Origin of the sequence: uncultured Pseudomonas sp. (assembly GCF_913777995.1) — a bacterium.
Taxonomy (GTDB): Bacteria; Pseudomonadota; Gammaproteobacteria; order Pseudomonadales; family Pseudomonadaceae; genus Aquipseudomonas.
This window is the reverse complement of sequence record NZ_CAJYVE010000032.1, coordinates 1-16,588: the sequence shown is the minus strand read 5'-3', so window position 1 is coordinate 16,588 and position 16,588 is coordinate 1. Positions and strand designations below refer to the sequence as shown.

Genomic DNA, 16,588 nt, shown 5'->3' with positions numbered 1-16,588 from the left:
TGTGCGTGACCTTCCCGGTACTCTCGGCCCTGCAGGAAGGCTTCGAAGTCTTCGTGGTCACCGACGCCTCCGGCACCTTCAACGAGACCGTGCAGCAGGCCGCGTGGAACCGCATGAGCCAGGCCGGTGCGCAGCTGATGAACTGGTTCTCGGTGGCCTGTGAGCTGCACCGCGACTGGCGCAACGACATCGAAGGCTTGGGCAACCTGCTGAGCCAGCGGATTCCCAACTACCGCAACCTGATGAACAGCTACGCGGCGCTGAGCGCTCGCTGAGCGAGGACCGCACAGAGCTGCAAGACCACAAAGAACAAGGCCCGCTGATGCGGGCCTTGTCGTCTGCGCTTAGAAAACGTTGATCGGGTAATCAACGAAGATACGCACTTCGTTGCCGTCGTCGTTGTAGGCGCTGGCGTTGTTCGACACGCGCAGGAAGGAGTTGCGCAGGCGCAGCGACAGGTCCTTGGCCGGACCGCTCTGCACCACGTACTTCACCTGGCTGAAGATTTCGCGCTCCGAGCCGTTGCCACGGTTGGTGCCGTCGTCGATGTTGCTGCCACGCACGAAGGCCGCCTTGTAGCTCAGGCCCGGCAGGATCACGCTGGACAGGTCGACGTCGTAGGCCACTTGCCAGGAGCGCTCGTCCTTGGCGTTGAAGTCCGACCAGTAGGAGTTGGCCAGGTAGATGGTATTGCCGCCATCGCCGAAACCACCGGCATTGCGGTAGCCGCCATAGTTGTAGCCGGTTTCACCGGTGCTGCGCTGGTGCGCCAGGGTGAAGCTGTGGATACCCACCGCCCAGGTCGCGGCCAGGCTCCAGATCTTGTTGTCACGCTCGCCGGCGGCCGCCGCTGCGGAGTAATCGCGATCCAGCTTGGTGTGGTAGCCGTTGAAGTCGAAAGTCAGCGACTGGTTGTCCGGCATGGCCAGCACGTAGTTCAGGTTCACGTACTGCTTCTTGAACACGTCCTCGTTGTCCGAGGCATAGGCTGCCGCGCTGAAGGCGTCGCTGAACTTGTACTTGGCACCGTAGACGTTGATGCTCTTCAGGCCACCGCTGTCATGGCCTTCGGCGCTCTTGCGCACTTCGCTGGTGAAACGGCCGGCGACCAGTTCCAGGTTGTCGATTTCCTTGGAGCTGATGTAAGTGCCGCGATAGCTCTCTGGCAGCAGGCGGCTGTTGTCGTAGCTCAGCACCGGCAGCTCAGGCATCTGGTCGCCGAACTTGATCACGGTGTTGGAGATGCGCGCCTTGACCGCAGCGCCTACGCGGGTCAGGTCGTCAGCCGGCTGGCCACTGTCGCCACGCTTGAAGAAGTCGATACCACCGGCACCGCTGCGGCCCTTGCCGCCATCCAGGCGCACGCCGTACAGGGCGAAGGCGTCCACGCCGACACCGACGGTGCCCTGGGTGAAGCCGGAGGTGAAGTTGCCCATGAACGCCTGGCCCCACTCGGCCTTGTCCTGGTTGCCATGCTTGTAGTCGCGGCTGATGTAGGCGTTACGCATGTTCAGGGTCAGGTGGCTGTCTTCGACGAAACCGTTGGCGTCCGCCTGGCCTTGCGCCATGGCTTGGGAAGCGCCGAGCACGCCCAGGGCGAGCAGGCTGATTCGGGTAGCGAGCATCTTGTTTTCCTTGTGCGAAGTGCGGATCAAAACCGCGCTGTGGTCGCAGCCGCTTGCGGAAAATCCGCAGAGCCGCACCTGGGCTTCCTGCCTCGGGAGAGCGGGGAGACCGCACGCAATCATCGCAGTGGACTACTGATGCACGTACATGGCGCTAGGCCACAGCCGGTGGGGGGCGAATGCTAGTCGCCGCCCGGCGGGGTGTCAAACGCGCACAAGCCTGTTCCAGAGCCATCGGCCCTGCTGGCAGGTCATTCGTAGAGGATTTTCAGCAGCGCTTCCAGCTCGGCTTCGTCGAGCAGGCCCAGGGGGTAGCGCTGCAGCAGCATGAGGCGCGGGTCGGCCTTGGCCTTGGGTGCGCGATTGACTTTCAGCCAGGCGGCCAGGATCTCTCGGGCCTGGTTACTGGCGGCAATTGCACGCGGGGCATATGGGCGGAGAGCAGCGTTCATGGAGACACCTCCTGCGTCATGAGCGGCCAAATGTACGAAGGCTTTGTTACAGGCAGACGAATCGCTGCACCGCTTGTTCAGAGAATAGACCGTCAACGGCGAAGCAATGGCTACAAAACGTTACCCATGAAAAAAGCCCATCGAATGATGGGCTTTGCTCAGCAAGATCAGGACCAACCGGCTGCCGTTCAGGCGTCTGCGCTGCGCCCTGCAGGCTGCTGCTGGGTCAGGCAATGGATGTTGCCGCCGCCGAGCAGCAGCTCGCGGCCGGGCACCATGACCACCTCGTGCTGCGGAAACACACGCTGCAGGATGTCGCGGGCGGTGTTATCCAGCGGGTCGTCGAAGGACGGTGCGATGATGCCGCCGTTGACGATCAGGAAGTTCACGTAGGAAGCGGCCAGACGCACCGAAGGCGAGCGTTCCTGGCTGCCCTGCACCTTGTCGACACCTGCGCACTCCTCGGCCGTGGCATACAGCGGGCCAGGGATCGGCATCTTGTGCACGATCAGTTTGCGGCCCTTGGCATCCAGGGTGTTCTCCAGCACCTGCATGGCGGCCTGGCAGCGCGGGTAGTTGGGGTTCTGCGGGTCGTCAGTCCAGGCCAGCAGCACCTCGCCGGGACGCACGTAGCAGCAGAAGTTATCCACATGACCGTCGGTCTCGTCGTTGAACAGACCTTCAGGAAGCCAGATGACCTTGTCCACGCCCAGGTTGTCGCCCAGCACCGCTTCGATCTGCTCGCGGGTCAGGTGCGGGTTGCGGTTGCGATTGAGCAGGCATTCCTCGGTGGTGACCACGGTGCCCTCACCATCGACGTGGATCGAGCCGCCTTCCAGCACGAAGCCTGGCGTGACGTAGCGCGCACAGCGCTCCATGCCGAGGACTTTGCTGGCCACCTGGGAATCCCGATGCCACGGCCAGTACAGGCCGCCGTCGAAACCGCCCCAGGCATTGAAGTCCCAGTCCACGCCGCGGACTTCGCCTTGCTCGTTGATGACGAAGGTCGGACCGGTGTCACGCACCCAGGCGTCATCGTTGCTCAGTTCCACCACCCGAATATTGGGCACGTTCAGCGACGCCACGGCGTTGTCGTACTGGGCCGCCGAGACGCCGACGGTCACCGGTTCGAAACGCGCGATGGCCTTGGCCAGTTCGACATGCGCGGCCTGCGCCGGCTTGCCGCCCAGGCGCCAGTTGTCCGAGCGCTCGGGCCAGATCATCCACACTTGGGTCTGGGGCGCCCATTCGGCGGGCATGTGGAAGCCATCGGCGCGGGGCGTGCTGTCGAGGGTAGTCATGGTCATCGGGGCTCCATGGAAGCGTCTGACTGCGTGCATGACCCCGGCCCGGCGGCCAGGGATGAAATGAACCGCCTTTATAGCCGATAAATATCGGCATATGCATCAAGGTTTTTCAAAAAGAAAGATCAACCAGCCAGGTTGATCGATATAAATCGTACATCCATCCTCTGAACGGCCCTCCTGAAGCCCATACAGTTCAGTGAGTCTGCCATGGGGCTCGGTAGGAGCGGCTTTAGCCGCGAAAGCGCCAGGAAACTCACTGCATCTGTTGTGAACATGCGGTCGCTTCGCGGCTGAAGCCGCTACCCGGTCTAACTGACCAGTATTGCGCCTAAAGCTCGTCCAGCACCTTCGACACGCTGTCGACGAAGAAGTCCACGCTGTGCCGAGGCGTGCACATCGGTGGCTTGATCTTGAGGATGTTCAGGTGGTCACCGGTGGGTTGCATGAAGATCCCCCGCTCGCGCAAGCGTTCGCACAGGTAGGCGGTCTCGGAGGTGGCCGGCGCCAGGGTCTGGCGGTCGCGCACCAGTTCCAGCCCCAGGTAGAAGCCCATACCGTGCACCGCACCGACCAGCGGATGTCGCTCGGCCAGGGCCTGCAGGCGGGCCTTGAAGTAACTGCCCAGCACCCGCGCGTTGTCGCGCAGCCTGTCCTGCTCCAGCACATCCAGCACCGCCATGCCGATCCGACAACTGACCGGGCTGCCGCCAGCCGAGGAAAAGAAGTAACCCTCGGCTTCCAGCGCCTCGGCGATTTCCCGGCGAGTGATCACCGCACCCAGTGGGTGACCGTTACCCATGCCCTTGGCCAAGGTGATGATGTCGGGCACCACCCCCTGCTCTTCGAAGCCCCAGAAATATTCGCCCAACCGCCCGTAGCCGACCTGCACCTCATCGGCGATGGCCACCCCGCCACGGGCGCGGACCTGCTCGTAGACCGCTTGAAGATAGCCCGGCGGCAGGACGATGCCACCGGCGTTGCCGTACACCGGCTCGCAGATGAACCCCGCCACCTGGCGGCCCTGCGCGTCCAGCCGGGCCAGGGCCTGCTCGACACTGCGCAGGTAGTCGGAAGTACTGCTCGGCCCACGATAGGGGCCGCGATAGGTATTCGGCGCCGTGACCGGGTGGACCCAGTCGGGGCGGGTTTCCAGGGCCTGGGGGTTGTCGGCGATGGACGTGGAAATCGCATCGGTGGCCACCGACCAGCCGTGGTAGGCCTCCAGCACGCTGAGCATGTCGCGCCCGCCGCTGAACGCCCAGGCGAGACGAATCGCCAGGTCGTTGGCCTCGGTGCCGCTGTTGACCAGAAAAACCCGATCGAACCCCGGTGGCGCCAGCTTGAGCAGGCGCTCGGAAAACTCGCTGATGGCCGCGTAGTGAAAGCGCGAGTTGGTGTTGAGCAGCGACCACTGGCGCGCCGCTTCACGGGCCATGCGCGGATGACCATGGCCGAGCACGGCCACGTTGTTGAGCATGTCCAGGTAAGAGCGGCCCTGCATGTCGATCAGGTGGTTGCGCCAGCCGCGCTCGATCTGCGGTGGCGCCTGGTAGTAGTGCTTTTGCGAACGGGCCAAGCTGGCGTCGCGCCGGGCCAGCAGCGCCTGCGGGTCGGGCAGCGGCCGGGCGTCGCAGTCGAAGCCCAGCAGGCCGGCCGGTGACGGGCACAGCTGCCGCCAGGCCGACGCCCAGGCGGGCGTGCAGAACAACGGCGCGTTGAGCCCCGCCTCGCGGCAAAGTTGCACCAACAGGATGCCGCTGCACTCGCCGAGCCTCTGCCCGGCGCTCAACGAGGTGTCGCACGGCAGTGCACTGCCGACGCCCCACAGGCGCAGCTGGAAGCCATCGCCGACCAGCACCAGGGCGGCGTCGGCGGTCTGCCGCAGATACCCGGCGAATGGCGCATGCACCGGGGTGCCGGCAGGGATGTGCAGTTCGACATGCAGGGCGAAGGTGTCCGGTTCGCGGGCGCTGTCAGGCTGGGTGCGCGACAGGCGGTATTCGCCGTAGCGACTGGTGGCCAGGCCGGTCTGCCGCGCCGTTTGCGCCAGCAGGCGTTCGTCGATGCCATCCTGCTCCCAGTTGCCGGCCTCGAAATGCTCGCTCAACACCCCCAGGTCGACCCCGCAGAAGGCCCGGTCGCGCAGGCCGGGCAGCAGCAGACTCCAGGCGGGCTGCGGCGCCGGATCGGGCTCCAGGCCCACGGCGGCCAGGATCGCCGCTTCCATCAGCGCCATCGGCACCGAGGTGGCGGCATCGAAGATCGCCCACTCGCTGTCCAGGTTGCCCTGGATGTAGGCATTGCCGGGTTCGACGCTGACCTGCTGCTCGCTGCTGAGCACCAGCACCGTGGCGCGCGCGACGATCAGCGGCCACAGCGCCTTGAGTTCCTCGACCCGCAGCGGGTTGCGCGCATGGTAGGCGCGGATGATCGGCAGGATGTACAGCGGGTCGCCTTCGGCATGGTGCAGAAGTGCCGCGCAGGTCACCGACAGGTCGGCGACCCGCCAGGTGGTGACCAGGTCGCCAAAGTCGATCAGCCCCTGGGGCTGCCACCGGCATTGTTCGTCGCGAGCCCACACCACGTTGTCTTCGGTGATGTCCAGGTGGATGGCCTGCAACGGCAGCAGGGAAATCAGCGGCGCCAGGCAGTGACGCGCCTGGTCGGCCGCTTCGCGCAGGCACAAGCGTTCGTCGCCATCCTCGATCACCGGCAGCAGGTGCCGGGCCAACGCACCGGCATGGCGCGGGTCCCACTGCAGAATGCGCTCCAGGCCCGGATGGTTGAAGTCTTCCAGGGCCAGGTCGACGTTGGCGCACAACTCGCCCAGCGCCGTCAGCACGTCCAGGCCCAGGTGACCGGCATCGCCCAGCGACTGGCCATCGATGAACTCCAGCAGGCGCGCATGCACGGCCTGGCCGCCCAGGGTCAGCGACAGCAAGGTCTCGCCATCGCGCGCCGGAATGACCTGCGGTACCCGTACCCCGACCCGCCCGGCCAGGTGTTCGAGGGCGGCATGCTGGGCTTGCAGCTCCTCGCGGCGATAGTCGCCGTGGCAGATCTTCAGCACATAGCGGGCCGCCCCGGTGTCGAGCAACAGGTTGCAGTCCTGCTGGCTGCCCAGCCCCTGCAGCGCGCCGCCCAGGCCGTAATGCGCCTGCAGCAGCGACAGGGCCTGGTCGTTGCTCACCTGCGGGCACGGCAAGCTGGAACGGCGGATCAGGGTAGCAATCGGCATGGGCGACCTCGGCAGCGGAACGGCGATGCAATCGAGTAACTATAGATTGCAGGCTACACCCGCCCCCACCCGCAGCGGAACGGCGACGGCAGGTTTACGGCGGTACAGGGGCCGGCCATCGAATATTTTCATTACCAGGGGCCACTGTCTGGCCTGATCCTGCTTGCGCACATCGCGTGGCCCCCACAAGCTATGCTTCTGCATAAATTCCACGCCCACTTCACAAGGAAGAAAGGCCAGCACATGCGAATACTCGTCACCGGCGGCGCTGGGTTCATCGGATCAGCCGTGGTCCGGCACCTGATCGACAACACCGAGCACGAAGTCCTCAACCTCGACAAGCTGACCTACGCCGGCAACCTCGAATCCCTCAGCCGTATCGCCAGCAATACCCGCTACGAATTCGTGCAGGCCGACATCGCCGACCAGGCCACGGTCAGCGCCGTGCTGGCGCGCTTCGAGCCACAGGCGATCATGCACCTGGCCGCCGAGTCGCATGTCGACCGCTCCATCGACGGCCCGGCGGAATTCATCCAGACCAACATCGTCGGCACCTACGCCCTGCTGGAAGCCACCCGCGCCTACTGGACCCGGCTGCCGGAAGCCGAGCGCAAGGCGTTTCGCTTCCATCACATTTCCACCGACGAGGTGTACGGCGACCTGCATGGCGTCGACGACCTGTTCACCGAAACCACGCCCTACGCGCCCAGCTCGCCCTACTCGGCCAGCAAGGCGGCCTCCGACCACCTGGTACGCGCCTGGCATCGCACCTACGGGCTGCCGGTGATCGTCACCAACTGCTCGAACAACTACGGCCCGTTCCATTTCCCGGAAAAGCTCATTCCGCTGATGATCCTCAACGCCCTGGCGGGCAAGCCCCTGCCGGTGTACGGCAACGGCCTGCAGGTGCGCGACTGGCTGTACGTCGAAGACCATGCCCGGGCGCTGTGCAAGGTGGTCACCGAGGGTGTGGTGGGCGAGACCTACAACATCGGCGGGCACAACGAGCAGAAGAACATCGACGTGGTGCAAGGCATCTGCGCCCTGCTCGAAGAAATGGCGCCGCAGCATCCCGAGGGCGTGCAACGCTACGCCGACCTCATCACCTACGTGGTGGACCGCCCCGGGCATGACCTGCGCTACGCCATCGATGCCGGCAAGATCGAAAAGGAACTGGGCTGGGTTCCCGAAGAGACCTTCGAATCCGGCCTGCGCAAGACGGTTTCCTGGTACCTGGAAAACCTGGAGTGGTGTCGCCGGGTGCAGGATGGCAGTTACCAAGGCCAACGACTGGGCTTCACTGACCACAAGGATCTGATTGCATGACCAAGGGAATCGTACTCGCCGGTGGCTCCGGCACTCGTCTGCACCCGATTACGCTCGGCGTCTCCAAGCAATTGCTGCCGATCTACGACAAGCCGATGATCTACTACCCGATCTCGGTGCTGATGCTCGCCGGTATCCAGGACATCCTGGTCATCTCCACGCCCCAGGACCTGCCGCAGTACCGCAACCTGCTGGGCGACGGCAGCCAGTTCGGCGTGCGTTTCCAGTACGCCGAGCAGCCCCGCCCGGACGGCCTGGCCCAGGCCTTCCTGATCGGCGAGCAGTTCATCGGTAGCGACTCGGTGTGCCTGATCCTCGGCGACAACATCTTCCACGGCCAGCACTTCAGCGAACAGCTGCTCAAGGCCGCCGCGCACAGCTCCGGCGCCACGGTGTTCGGCTACTGGGTCAAGGACCCCGAGCGCTTCGGGGTGATCGACTTCGACGAGAACGGCCGCGCGCTGTCCATCGAAGAGAAGCCCAAGGCGCCGAAGTCCAGCTACGCGGTCACCGGCCTGTACTTCTACGACAACGACGTGATCCGCATCGCCAAGGACGTCAAGCCGTCGCCACGCGGCGAGCTGGAAATCACCGACGTCAACAACGCCTACCTGGAACGCGGTGACCTGCGCGTGGAACGCTTCGGCCGCGGTTTTGCCTGGCTCGACACCGGCACCCACGACAGCCTGCTGGACGCCTCGTCCTACGTGCAGACCATCGAACATCGCCAGGGCCTGAAGGTCGCATGCCTTGAGGAGATCGCCTACCAGAACGGCTGGATCGATCGCGCGCAGTTGCTCAAGCGCGCCGATTACTTCGGCAAGACGGGTTACGGTCAATATCTGTTCAAGCTTGCAGGGGAAAACCAGTGAATGTGATTGCCACACAGTTGCCCGAAGTCGTCATCATCGAACCCAAGGTGTTCGGCGATGACCGGGGCTTCTTCTACGAGAGTTTCAATGCCCGGGCCTTCAGCGAAGCCACCGGGCTGAATCCGCAGTTCGTCCAGGACAATCACTCCCGTTCGCAGAAAGGCGTGCTGCGCGGCCTGCATTACCAGATCGAAAACGCGCAGGGCAAACTGGTGCGGGTCACCGCCGGTGAAGTGCTCGACGTCGCGGTGGACATCCGCCGCGGCTCGCCGAACTTCGGCCAGTGGGTGGCGGTGCGCCTGTCGGCCAGCAACTTCCGCCAGCTGTGGATTCCCGAAGGCTTCGCCCACGGCTTCGTGGTGCTCAGCGAATCCGCCGAATTCCTCTACAAGACCACCGACTTCTATACCCCCTCGGCCGAGCGCTGCATCCGCTGGGACGACCCGGAGCTGGCCATCGACTGGCAGCTGGAGGGCGTCACGCCGCTGCTGTCGGCCAAGGACCAGCAGGGCAAGCGCCTGAGCGAGGCCGAACTGTTCATATGAAGATCCTCATCACCGGCCAGCACGGCCAGGTTTCCCGCCACCTGCAGCACAGCCTGGCCGATCTGGGCGAGCTGTGCGTGCTGGGCCGCGAACGCCTGGACCTGGGCCAGAGCGGGCAGATTCTCGCCGCGGTGCGCGCCGAGCGCCCCGACCTGATCGTCAACGCCGCCGCGCACACCGCCGTGGACCAGGCTGAAAGCGAGCCCGACCTGGCGCACGCACTCAACGCCACCGCACCCGGCCTGCTGGCCGAGGCCGCCGCCGAGCTGGGCGTGCCGCTGATCCACTATTCCACCGACTACGTGTTCGACGGGCGCAAACCCGCACCCTACACCGAGCAGGACGCGCCCAACCCGCTGAGCGTCTATGGCACCAGCAAGCTGGCCGGCGAGCGGGCCATCCAGGCGGTCGGCGGCCAGCACCTGATCCTGCGTACCAGCTGGGTCTATTCGCTGCAGGGCCGCAACTTCCTGCTGACCATGCACAAGCTGCTGCAGGAGCGCGAGGAACTGCGCGTGGTCGCCGACCAGATCGGCGCGCCGACCTGGGCCGGCAGCATCGCCCACAGCACCCGGCAACTGATCGAGCGCTGGCGCGACGGCCAGGCCGGTGAGTGGGGCGTCTACCACCTCACGGCACAGGGCGAGACCTCGTGGTTCGGCTTTGCCCAGGCCATCGGCGCGCAACTGGCCGCCCAAGGCAAGCCCTGCGCACGCCTGGAGCCGATTCCCACCAGCGCCTACCCCACGCCGGCCACCCGGCCGCTCAATTCGCGCCTGGACTGCAGCCGCCTGGCGCAGCAATGGGGCGTCAGCCAGCCCGACTGGCACGACGCGCTGCTGGAGTGCCTGGCGGCGCAACGGCAGGCATAATGCGGTCTTGATGCCCCCGGCCCGCGCCGGGGGTCCCATCGACCGCCCAGATGCCGCCACCATGATCAAGACCTCCGCCCGTGCACGCCGCCCCCGCTGGCGCAGCCTCGCCCTTCTGGCGATCTGCCTGGCGCCGCTGCTGTGGCCGCTGGAGCATCTGGCCGAGCGCTATTACCAGAGCGAACTGACCAGCCAGAACCGCCAGACCCTGGCGCTGTACGTGGCCAACCTGCTCGGCACCCTGCACCGCTACGAGTCGCTGCCGCCGATCCTCGGCGACCTGCCGGCATTGCGCACCGCGCTGGCCAACCCGGCCAACACCTCGGCCATCGAGGGTGCCAACCGCGCCCTGCATGACGTCACCCAGCAGACCGGCGCCGACGTCATCTACCTGATGAACAAGGAAGGCCGCACCCTGGCCGCCTCCAACTACGACCAGCGCGACAGCTTCGTCGGTCGCAACTTCTCGTTCCGCCCTTACTTCAACGACGCTCTGGCCGGCAAGCTGGGGCGTTTCTTCGGCCTGGGCACCACCTCGGTCAAGCGCGGCTACTTCTTCGCCGCACCGGTACGCGACGGCGACGAAGTGGTCGGCGTGCTGGTGATCAAGGTCGACCTGGACTACACCGAGTCGCTGTGGGGCAAGACGCCAGTGCAACTGCTGCTCACCGACCAGAATGGCGTGGTGATCCTCACTTCCAACCCCGAATGGCGCTTCCACGCCACCCGCGCCCTGACGGAAGACGAAAAGAAAGCCATCGTCGCCATCCAGCCCTACCCGACCCGCGACCCGCGCCCGCTGAAGCTCGATGCCAACGCCTGGCTGACCCAGACCCAGGTCATCGATGAAACCGGCTGGACGGCCAACGTCATGGCCCCGCGCGTGCTCATCGACCGTCCGGTGCGCACCGTGGTGGCGGTGGGCGGGGCCACGCTGCTGGTGGTCATGCTGGTGCTCGGCCTGACCATGCAGCGCCGTCGCCATTACCTCGACCGCCTGGCCTTCGAGAGCAAGGCGCGCCGCCAGCTGGAACAGCGGGTAATGGAGCGCACCAGCGACCTGGAAGGCCTCAACCGGCGCCTGCGCCAGGAAGTGCTGGAGCGCGAACAGGCGCAGCAGGAACTGGTACGCGCCCAGGATGAACTGGTGCAGGCCGGCAAACTGTCGGCGCTGGGCACCATGTCGGCGAGCATCAGCCACGAACTCAACCAGCCATTGGCGGCGATCCGCAGCTATGCGGAAAACGCCGAGATCCTCCTCGACCACCAGCGCACCGACGAAGCGCGCGGCAACCTCAAGCTGATCGGCGAGCTGACCGGGCGCATGGCCTCGATCATCGCCCACCTGCGCGCCTTCGCCCGCCGCGACGCCCACGCCCCGGAGAGCGTGGCCCTGCAACCGGCACTGGAAGATGCCCTGGCGCTGGTCGCCAAGCGCCGCCGCGCCATGGACGTGGAGCTGATCCGCGACCTGCCGGCCGCCACCCTGTGGGTGCAAGCCGGTGAGACCCGCCTGCGCCAGGTGCTTGGCAATCTGCTGGCCAATGCCCTGGATGCCCTCACCGAAAAAGGCCCGCCACGCAAGCTGTGGCTGAGTGCCGAGAGCAGCCCGGAGGGCGTCAGCCTGTACATCCGCGACAACGGCCCCGGCTTTTCCCAGGAAGCCCTGGCCCGCGCCCGCGAGCCGTTCTTCACCACCAAGACGCGCACCCAGGGGCTGGGCCTCGGGCTGGCGATCTGCGATACCCTGATGCACGCCCTGGGTGGCGAGCTGCAGTTCGCCAACCACCCCAGTGGCGGCGCGCTGATCACCCTGCGCCTGCGCTGCGGCGCGTCCGGTGCCAACCTTCAACCCCCCGAGGACCTTTCTGCATGACTCCGGATACCACCATCGACAGCCAGGTTCAGGTGGTGCTGATCGACGACGACTCGTTCCTGCGCCAGGCGCTGAAGCAGACCCTGGACCTGGCCGGCCTCAACGTATTGAGCCTGCCCGAGGCGACCGGGCTGGCCCGGCGCATCGGCCGCGACTGGCCCGGCGTGGTGATCAGCGATATCCGCATGAACGGCATGGACGGCATGGAGCTGCTGGAACAGTTGCACGAGCAGGACCCGGAGCTGCCCGTGCTGTTGATTACCGGTCATGGCGACGTGCCGCTGGCGGTCAAGGCGATGCGCGCCGGGGCCTACGACTTTCTGGAAAAGCCCTTCCCCAGCGATGCCATGCTCGACAGCGTGCGCCGTGCCCTGGCCCTGCGCCAGCTGGTGCTGGAAAACCGCAGCCTGCGCCTGGCGCTGAGCGACCGCCAGCAGCTGAGTACCCGGCTGGTGGGTCACTCGGCGCCACTGCTGCGCCTGCGCGAACAGATCGGCGCCCTGGCCGCAACCCGCGCCGACGTGCTGATCCTCGGTGAAACTGGCGCCGGCAAGGAAGTGGTGGCCCGCGCCCTGCACGACCTCTCCGGGCGTCGCAATGGCCCCTTCGTGGCCATCAATGCTGGCGCCCTGGCCGAATCGGTGGTCGAAAGCGAGCTGTTCGGCCATGAAGCCGGAGCCTTCACCGGCGCGCAGAAGCGCCGCATCGGCAAGTTCGAATTCGCCAATGGCGGCACCGTGTTCCTCGATGAAATCGAAAGCATGAGCCTCGACGTGCAGGTCAAGCTGCTGCGTCTGCTGCAGGAGCGCACCGTCGAGCGGATGGGCAGCAACCAGCTGATCCCGCTGGATATCCGGGTGATCGCCGCGACCAAGGAAGACCTGCGCCAGGCCGCCGACCAGGGGCGCTTCCGCGCCGACCTGTATTACCGCTTGAATGTCGCCTCGCTGCGCATTCCGCCACTGCGCGAGCGCGGCGAGGACGCACTGATCCTCTTCGAGCACTTCACCGAGGCGGCCAGCCAGCGCCATGGCATTGCCAAGCGCGAACTCGGACCGGCGCAACGCGCCCTGCTGCTGCGTCACACCTGGCCGGGTAACGTACGTGAGTTGCAGAACGCCGCCGAACGCTTCGCCCTGGGCCTGGAGCTGGAACTCGAAGGCATGACCAGCGCCCAGGAACCGAGCAGCACCGGCGGCCTGAGCGAACAGGTCGAGCGCTTCGAAAAGGCGCTGATCGCCGCCGAGCTGAGCCGCCCGCACAGTTCGGTGCGCAGCCTGGCCGAAGCCCTCGGGCTGCCACGCAAGACCCTGCACGACAAACTGCGCAAACATGGCCTGACCTTCGGTGACAGCCATGCGGAGGACGCCGAATGAATACGTCAGCAGCCCTGAACCTGGAGCAACTGCTGCACCACGACATTCCGTTGACCCGCGACATGGGCGTGAAGGTCATCGACTGGCAAGACCATCGGCTGCGCCTGCACCTGCCGCTGGCGCCCAACGTGAACCACAAGAGCACGCTGTTCGGCGGCAGCCTGTATTGCGGCGCGGTGCTGGCCGGCTGGGGCTGGCTGCACCTGCGCCTGCGTGAAGCGGGGGTCGAGGATGGGCATATCGTGATTCAGGACGGGCAGATCAGCTATCCGCTGCCGGTGCGCGGTGATGCCATCGCCTGCTGCACGGCGCCTGAGCAGGCTGCCTGGGAGCGTTTCCTGGCCACCTACCAGCGCCGTGGCCGCGCCCGCCTGGAGTTGCATAGTGTGATCACCGCCCCGGACAACGACGCCGAAGCGGTGCGCTTCACCGGGCAGTTCGTGGTGCATCGCTGAAGCGCTACAGGTGAGTTGGGCGCGCTCTGGCTCTTTTGCGGCTAAAAGGCCGGGTAAGCGGCTTCAGCCGCGAAGCGACCGCCTGTTCACAGCAGATAAAGTGGGTTTCCTGGCGCTTTCGCGGCTAAAGCCGTTCCTACCGAGCCATATAGCGACTAACTGAACTCGCAATCCCGGCTGAAGCCGGTCCTACAGCCGCACAGTGCTTAATCGAGATCAACCTAGCCTTGGGCCAGCTCCAGCAGTTTGGTGCGCCAGGGGGCCTCGGCCGGCAGGGCCAGGAAGAATGGGTTGAGCAGCGACTCGCGCGGCGGGTAGCTGAACGGCTGGCCATCGAGCTGCAATACCACGCCGCCTGCGCCTTCCAGCACGCCCTGGGCAGCGGCGGTGTCCCACTGCGAGGTCGGCGCCAGGCGCGGATAGCAGTCGGCGGCGCCTTCGGCGAGCAGGCAGAACTTCAGCGAGCTGCCGATATTCGCCAGGCGCAGCTCACCCAATACCCCAGCCAGGCCGTTCAGCAGGCTTTCCTGCTGCGCACTGCTGTGCCGACGACTGGCGACCACGGTAAAGGCCTCACTGCCCGGCGGCTGCGTACGCACCTGGATGGCCTGCGGGGCCTGCCCCGGCTCGCTGCACCAGGCGCCCAGCCCGGCGCCACCGAAGTAGCAACGCCCGCTGGTCGGCATCGACACCACACCGAACACCACCCGGCCACGCTCGACCAGCGCCACGTTGACGGTGAACTCTTCGCTGCCCGCGATGAATTCCTTGGTGCCATCCAACGGATCGACCAGCCACCAGCGCTCCCAGGTGGCGCGCTCGCTGGCAGGGATGTCGGCGTCCTCTTCGGACAGCACATGAATGTCCGTGGCAAGGGCACGCAATCCCTCGACCAGCACCTTGTGTGCCGCCAGATCGGCGGCGGTGACCGGCGAATCGTCAGCCTTGGCGGTCACCGCCACGTCGCTGCGCCAGAACGGCAGGATCGCCTCGCCGGCACGCCGCGCCAGGTCGATCACCGGGGCCAGCAAGGGATGGGGCAGGTTGTCGGGCATCAGGCTCATGGCAGGAACAGTCCACGTTGGGTGAGAAGATCACGGGCAAGATACAGCGCGGCCAGGGCGCGGCCTTCGCTGAAGCAGGGATTCTGGGCCAGCAGGGCAAGGTCGCGCAGGTTGACCTTGTCGACGCGGATCGGCTCCGGCTCGTCGCCCTCCAGGCGCTCCTCATAGAGGTCGCTGGCCAGCACCACCTGGATTTTCTGGCTCATGTAGCCCGGCGACAGCGACAGCTCGGTCAGGTGCTCCAGTTGCCGCGCGCCGTAGCCGGCCTCTTCCTTGAGTTCGCGGTTGGCGGCAGCCAGCACGTCTTCGCCGGGCTCGACCAGGCCCTTGGGCAGCGACAGTTCGTACGCTTCGGTACCGCCGCAGTATTCCTCGATCAGCAGCGCGTGGTCGGCATCCATCATGGCCACGATCATCACCGCGCCATGTCCGGTGCCACGCCCCACCAGCCGCTCGTAGGTGCGCTCCTGGCCGTTGCTGAAGCGCAGTTGCACGGCCTCGACCCGGAACAGGTGACTGCTGGCAACGATTTCACGGGCAAGTACGGCGGGTTTCTGGCGCATGACAGACTCCTGGGCATGAGCGCAGTACTATACGTGGCTTTTCCCGGATATTCCCTTCAGTGAGCCATAGAGAACCCGGTATGCCTGCCTTGCCCTGGAACGCCATCGACACCGTCCTGCTGGACATGGACGGCACCCTGCTCGACCTGCATTTCGACGAGCATTTCTGGATGCACCACCTGCCGCGCCGCTACGCCGAACGCCACGGCATCAGCGAGGCCATGGCGTGGCTGGAGATCAAGCCGCTGTTCATCGACAACGCCGGCACGCTGAACTGGTACTGCCTGGATTTCTGGAGCCGCGAGCTGAAGCTGCCGATCCGCGAGCTGAAGCAGGAAGTCGCCCACCTGATCGCCCTGCGCCCCGACGCGCAGACCTTCCTGGCCGCCATTCAGAAGGCCGGCAAGCGGGTGATCATGATCACCAATGCGCACCGCGACTCGCTGTCATTGAAGCTCGAACGCATCGAGCTGGCGCCCTATTTCGAGCGTCTGATCAGCTCCCACGACTACGGTTTCCCCAAGGAAAACCCGCAGTTCTGGGATGCCCTGCATGCCGACACCGGCTTCGACCCGACGCGCAGCCTGTTCATCGACGACACCCTGCCGATCCTGCGCAGCGCCCGCACCTACGGCGTGGCACACCTGCTGGCGGTCCGCGAACCTGACAGCCGCAAGGGCCCGAAAGACACCGAGGAGTTCGCGGCGGTGGACAGCTACCTGACACTGATCGACAACCTTGCCGGCCCGACTTGAGCCGCCATGCCGAACCCGGTAGCGGCTTCAGCCGCGAAAAGACATTGCGGCTAAAGCCAATACAGTTCAGTTAGTCGTTATGTGGCTTGGTGGGAGCGGCTTTAGCCGCGAAAGCGCCAGGAAACTCACTGCATTTGCTGCGAACATGCGGTCGCTTCGCGGCTGAAGCCGCTCCTATGTATGGACTCGCCCCACACTGTCAACACGCTTTGCTTTAAACACTGCTGCCCGGTTGCATCTATGTATCAGGCCTATTCGAGGA

Annotated in this window: 15 protein-coding genes; 9 read left to right on the top strand and 6 right to left on the bottom strand. The window is 65.6% G+C overall.

The window, feature by feature from the left end:
- Nucleotides 1–275: isochorismatase family protein (locus QZ497_RS14165; protein ID WP_295473523.1), on the top strand; the 275-nt coding region annotated here is incomplete at its 5' end.
- A 69-nt stretch (nucleotides 276–344) separates the two neighbouring features.
- Here the strand turns inward: QZ497_RS14165 and QZ497_RS14160 are convergent.
- The 4 genes from QZ497_RS14160 to QZ497_RS14145 all read right to left on the bottom strand — a co-directional run bounded on the left by QZ497_RS14160 (nucleotide 345) and on the right by QZ497_RS14145 (nucleotide 6,622).
- Nucleotides 345–1,625 (bottom strand): OprD family porin, encoded by a 1,281-nt coding sequence (locus QZ497_RS14160; protein WP_295476150.1) that lies wholly within the window; start codon nucleotides 1,623–1,625, stop codon nucleotides 345–347.
- A gap of 251 nt (nucleotides 1,626–1,876) precedes the next feature.
- Nucleotides 1,877–2,077: a hypothetical protein gene (locus QZ497_RS14155; protein WP_295476148.1), complete on the bottom strand. Its 201-nt coding sequence runs from the start codon at nucleotides 2,075–2,077 to the stop codon at nucleotides 1,877–1,879.
- A gap of 188 nt (nucleotides 2,078–2,265) precedes the next feature.
- On the bottom strand, nucleotides 2,266–3,378 hold the full coding sequence (gene aguA / locus QZ497_RS14150) for an agmatine deiminase (protein ID WP_295476154.1): 1,113 nt from the start codon (nucleotides 3,376–3,378) through the stop codon (nucleotides 2,266–2,268).
- A gap of 334 nt (nucleotides 3,379–3,712) precedes the next feature.
- A complete protein-coding gene (locus QZ497_RS14145) occupies nucleotides 3,713–6,622 on the bottom strand; it encodes an aminotransferase (RefSeq protein WP_295476146.1) in 2,910 nt (969 codons plus the stop codon).
- 243 nt (nucleotides 6,623–6,865) lie between these two features.
- Between QZ497_RS14145 and rfbB the strand changes: the two genes are divergently transcribed.
- From rfbB to QZ497_RS14110, 7 genes are all read left to right on the top strand, one after another.
- Nucleotides 6,866–7,948 (top strand): dTDP-glucose 4,6-dehydratase, encoded by a 1,083-nt coding sequence (gene rfbB, locus QZ497_RS14140; RefSeq protein WP_295476144.1) that lies wholly within the window; start codon nucleotides 6,866–6,868, stop codon nucleotides 7,946–7,948.
- Complete coding sequence (gene rfbA / locus QZ497_RS14135) at nucleotides 7,945–8,820, top strand: glucose-1-phosphate thymidylyltransferase RfbA (protein ID WP_295476142.1); 876 nt, start codon at nucleotides 7,945–7,947, stop codon at nucleotides 8,818–8,820. Before rfbB ends, rfbA begins: the two co-directional genes overlap by 4 nt.
- Nucleotides 8,817–9,365 carry a dTDP-4-dehydrorhamnose 3,5-epimerase gene (gene rfbC, locus QZ497_RS14130; RefSeq protein ID WP_295476140.1) on the top strand — a complete coding sequence of 183 codons (549 nt, stop codon included), beginning with the start codon at nucleotides 8,817–8,819 and terminating at the stop codon, nucleotides 9,363–9,365. The genes rfbA and rfbC overlap by 4 nt, the downstream gene beginning before the upstream one ends.
- On the top strand, nucleotides 9,362–10,237 hold the full coding sequence (rfbD, locus tag QZ497_RS14125) for a dTDP-4-dehydrorhamnose reductase (RefSeq protein WP_295476138.1): 876 nt from the start codon (nucleotides 9,362–9,364) through the stop codon (nucleotides 10,235–10,237). The genes rfbC and rfbD overlap by 4 nt, the downstream gene beginning before the upstream one ends.
- A 61-nt stretch (nucleotides 10,238–10,298) precedes the next feature.
- Complete coding sequence (locus QZ497_RS14120; protein WP_295476136.1) at nucleotides 10,299–12,113, top strand: ATP-binding protein; 1,815 nt, start codon at nucleotides 10,299–10,301, stop codon at nucleotides 12,111–12,113.
- Complete coding sequence (locus QZ497_RS14115; RefSeq protein WP_295476135.1) at nucleotides 12,110–13,489, top strand: sigma-54 dependent transcriptional regulator; 1,380 nt, start codon at nucleotides 12,110–12,112, stop codon at nucleotides 13,487–13,489. The genes QZ497_RS14120 and QZ497_RS14115 overlap by 4 nt, the downstream gene beginning before the upstream one ends.
- Nucleotides 13,486–13,944, top strand: a complete 459-nt coding sequence (locus tag QZ497_RS14110) for a thioesterase domain-containing protein (RefSeq protein ID WP_295476133.1) — start codon at nucleotides 13,486–13,488, stop codon at nucleotides 13,942–13,944. The genes QZ497_RS14115 and QZ497_RS14110 overlap by 4 nt, the downstream gene beginning before the upstream one ends.
- 221 nt (nucleotides 13,945–14,165) lie before the next feature.
- Here QZ497_RS14110 and cysQ read toward each other — a convergent pair whose 3' ends face one another.
- Nucleotides 14,166–14,999, bottom strand: coding sequence for a 3'(2'),5'-bisphosphate nucleotidase CysQ (gene cysQ / locus QZ497_RS14105; protein WP_295476152.1), 834 nt, complete (start codon nucleotides 14,997–14,999; stop codon nucleotides 14,166–14,168).
- Between the two features lie 5 nt (nucleotides 15,000–15,004).
- Nucleotides 15,005–15,571: an ADP compounds hydrolase NudE gene (gene nudE / locus QZ497_RS14100; protein WP_295476131.1), complete on the bottom strand. Its 567-nt coding sequence runs from the start codon at nucleotides 15,569–15,571 to the stop codon at nucleotides 15,005–15,007.
- Nucleotides 15,572–15,651: 80 nt separating this feature from the next.
- Here nudE and yrfG point away from each other — a divergent pair, with 80 nt between their 5' ends.
- On the top strand, nucleotides 15,652–16,326 hold the full coding sequence (yrfG, locus tag QZ497_RS14095; protein ID WP_295476129.1) for a GMP/IMP nucleotidase: 675 nt from the start codon (nucleotides 15,652–15,654) through the stop codon (nucleotides 16,324–16,326).
- Nucleotides 16,327–16,588: the final 262 nt, after the last annotated feature.

Bases quoted from the DNA above. Each gene is read 5' to 3' on its own strand.
- QZ497_RS14160 (WP_295476150.1), bottom strand. From the start codon at position 1,625: ATGCTCGCTACCCGAATCAGCCTGCTCGCCCTGGGCGTGCTCGGCGCT.
- QZ497_RS14155 (WP_295476148.1), bottom strand. From the start codon at position 2,077: ATGAACGCTGCTCTCCGCCCATATGCCCCGCGTGCAATTGCCGCCAGT.
- aguA (WP_295476154.1), bottom strand. From the start codon at position 3,378: ATGACTACCCTCGACAGCACGCCCCGCGCCGATGGCTTCCACATGCCC.
- QZ497_RS14145 (WP_295476146.1), bottom strand. From the start codon at position 6,622: ATGCCGATTGCTACCCTGATCCGCCGTTCCAGCTTGCCGTGCCCGCAG.
- rfbB (WP_295476144.1), top strand. From the start codon at position 6,866: ATGCGAATACTCGTCACCGGCGGCGCTGGGTTCATCGGATCAGCCGTG.
- rfbA (WP_295476142.1), top strand. From the start codon at position 7,945: ATGACCAAGGGAATCGTACTCGCCGGTGGCTCCGGCACTCGTCTGCAC.
- rfbD (WP_295476138.1), top strand. From the start codon at position 9,362: ATGAAGATCCTCATCACCGGCCAGCACGGCCAGGTTTCCCGCCACCTG.
- QZ497_RS14120 (WP_295476136.1), top strand. From the start codon at position 10,299: ATGATCAAGACCTCCGCCCGTGCACGCCGCCCCCGCTGGCGCAGCCTC.
- QZ497_RS14115 (WP_295476135.1), top strand. From the start codon at position 12,110: ATGACTCCGGATACCACCATCGACAGCCAGGTTCAGGTGGTGCTGATC.
- QZ497_RS14110 (WP_295476133.1), top strand. From the start codon at position 13,486: ATGAATACGTCAGCAGCCCTGAACCTGGAGCAACTGCTGCACCACGAC.
- cysQ (WP_295476152.1), bottom strand. From the start codon at position 14,999: ATGCCCGACAACCTGCCCCATCCCTTGCTGGCCCCGGTGATCGACCTG.
- nudE (WP_295476131.1), bottom strand. From the start codon at position 15,571: ATGCGCCAGAAACCCGCCGTACTTGCCCGTGAAATCGTTGCCAGCAGT.
- yrfG (WP_295476129.1), top strand. From the start codon at position 15,652: ATGCCTGCCTTGCCCTGGAACGCCATCGACACCGTCCTGCTGGACATG.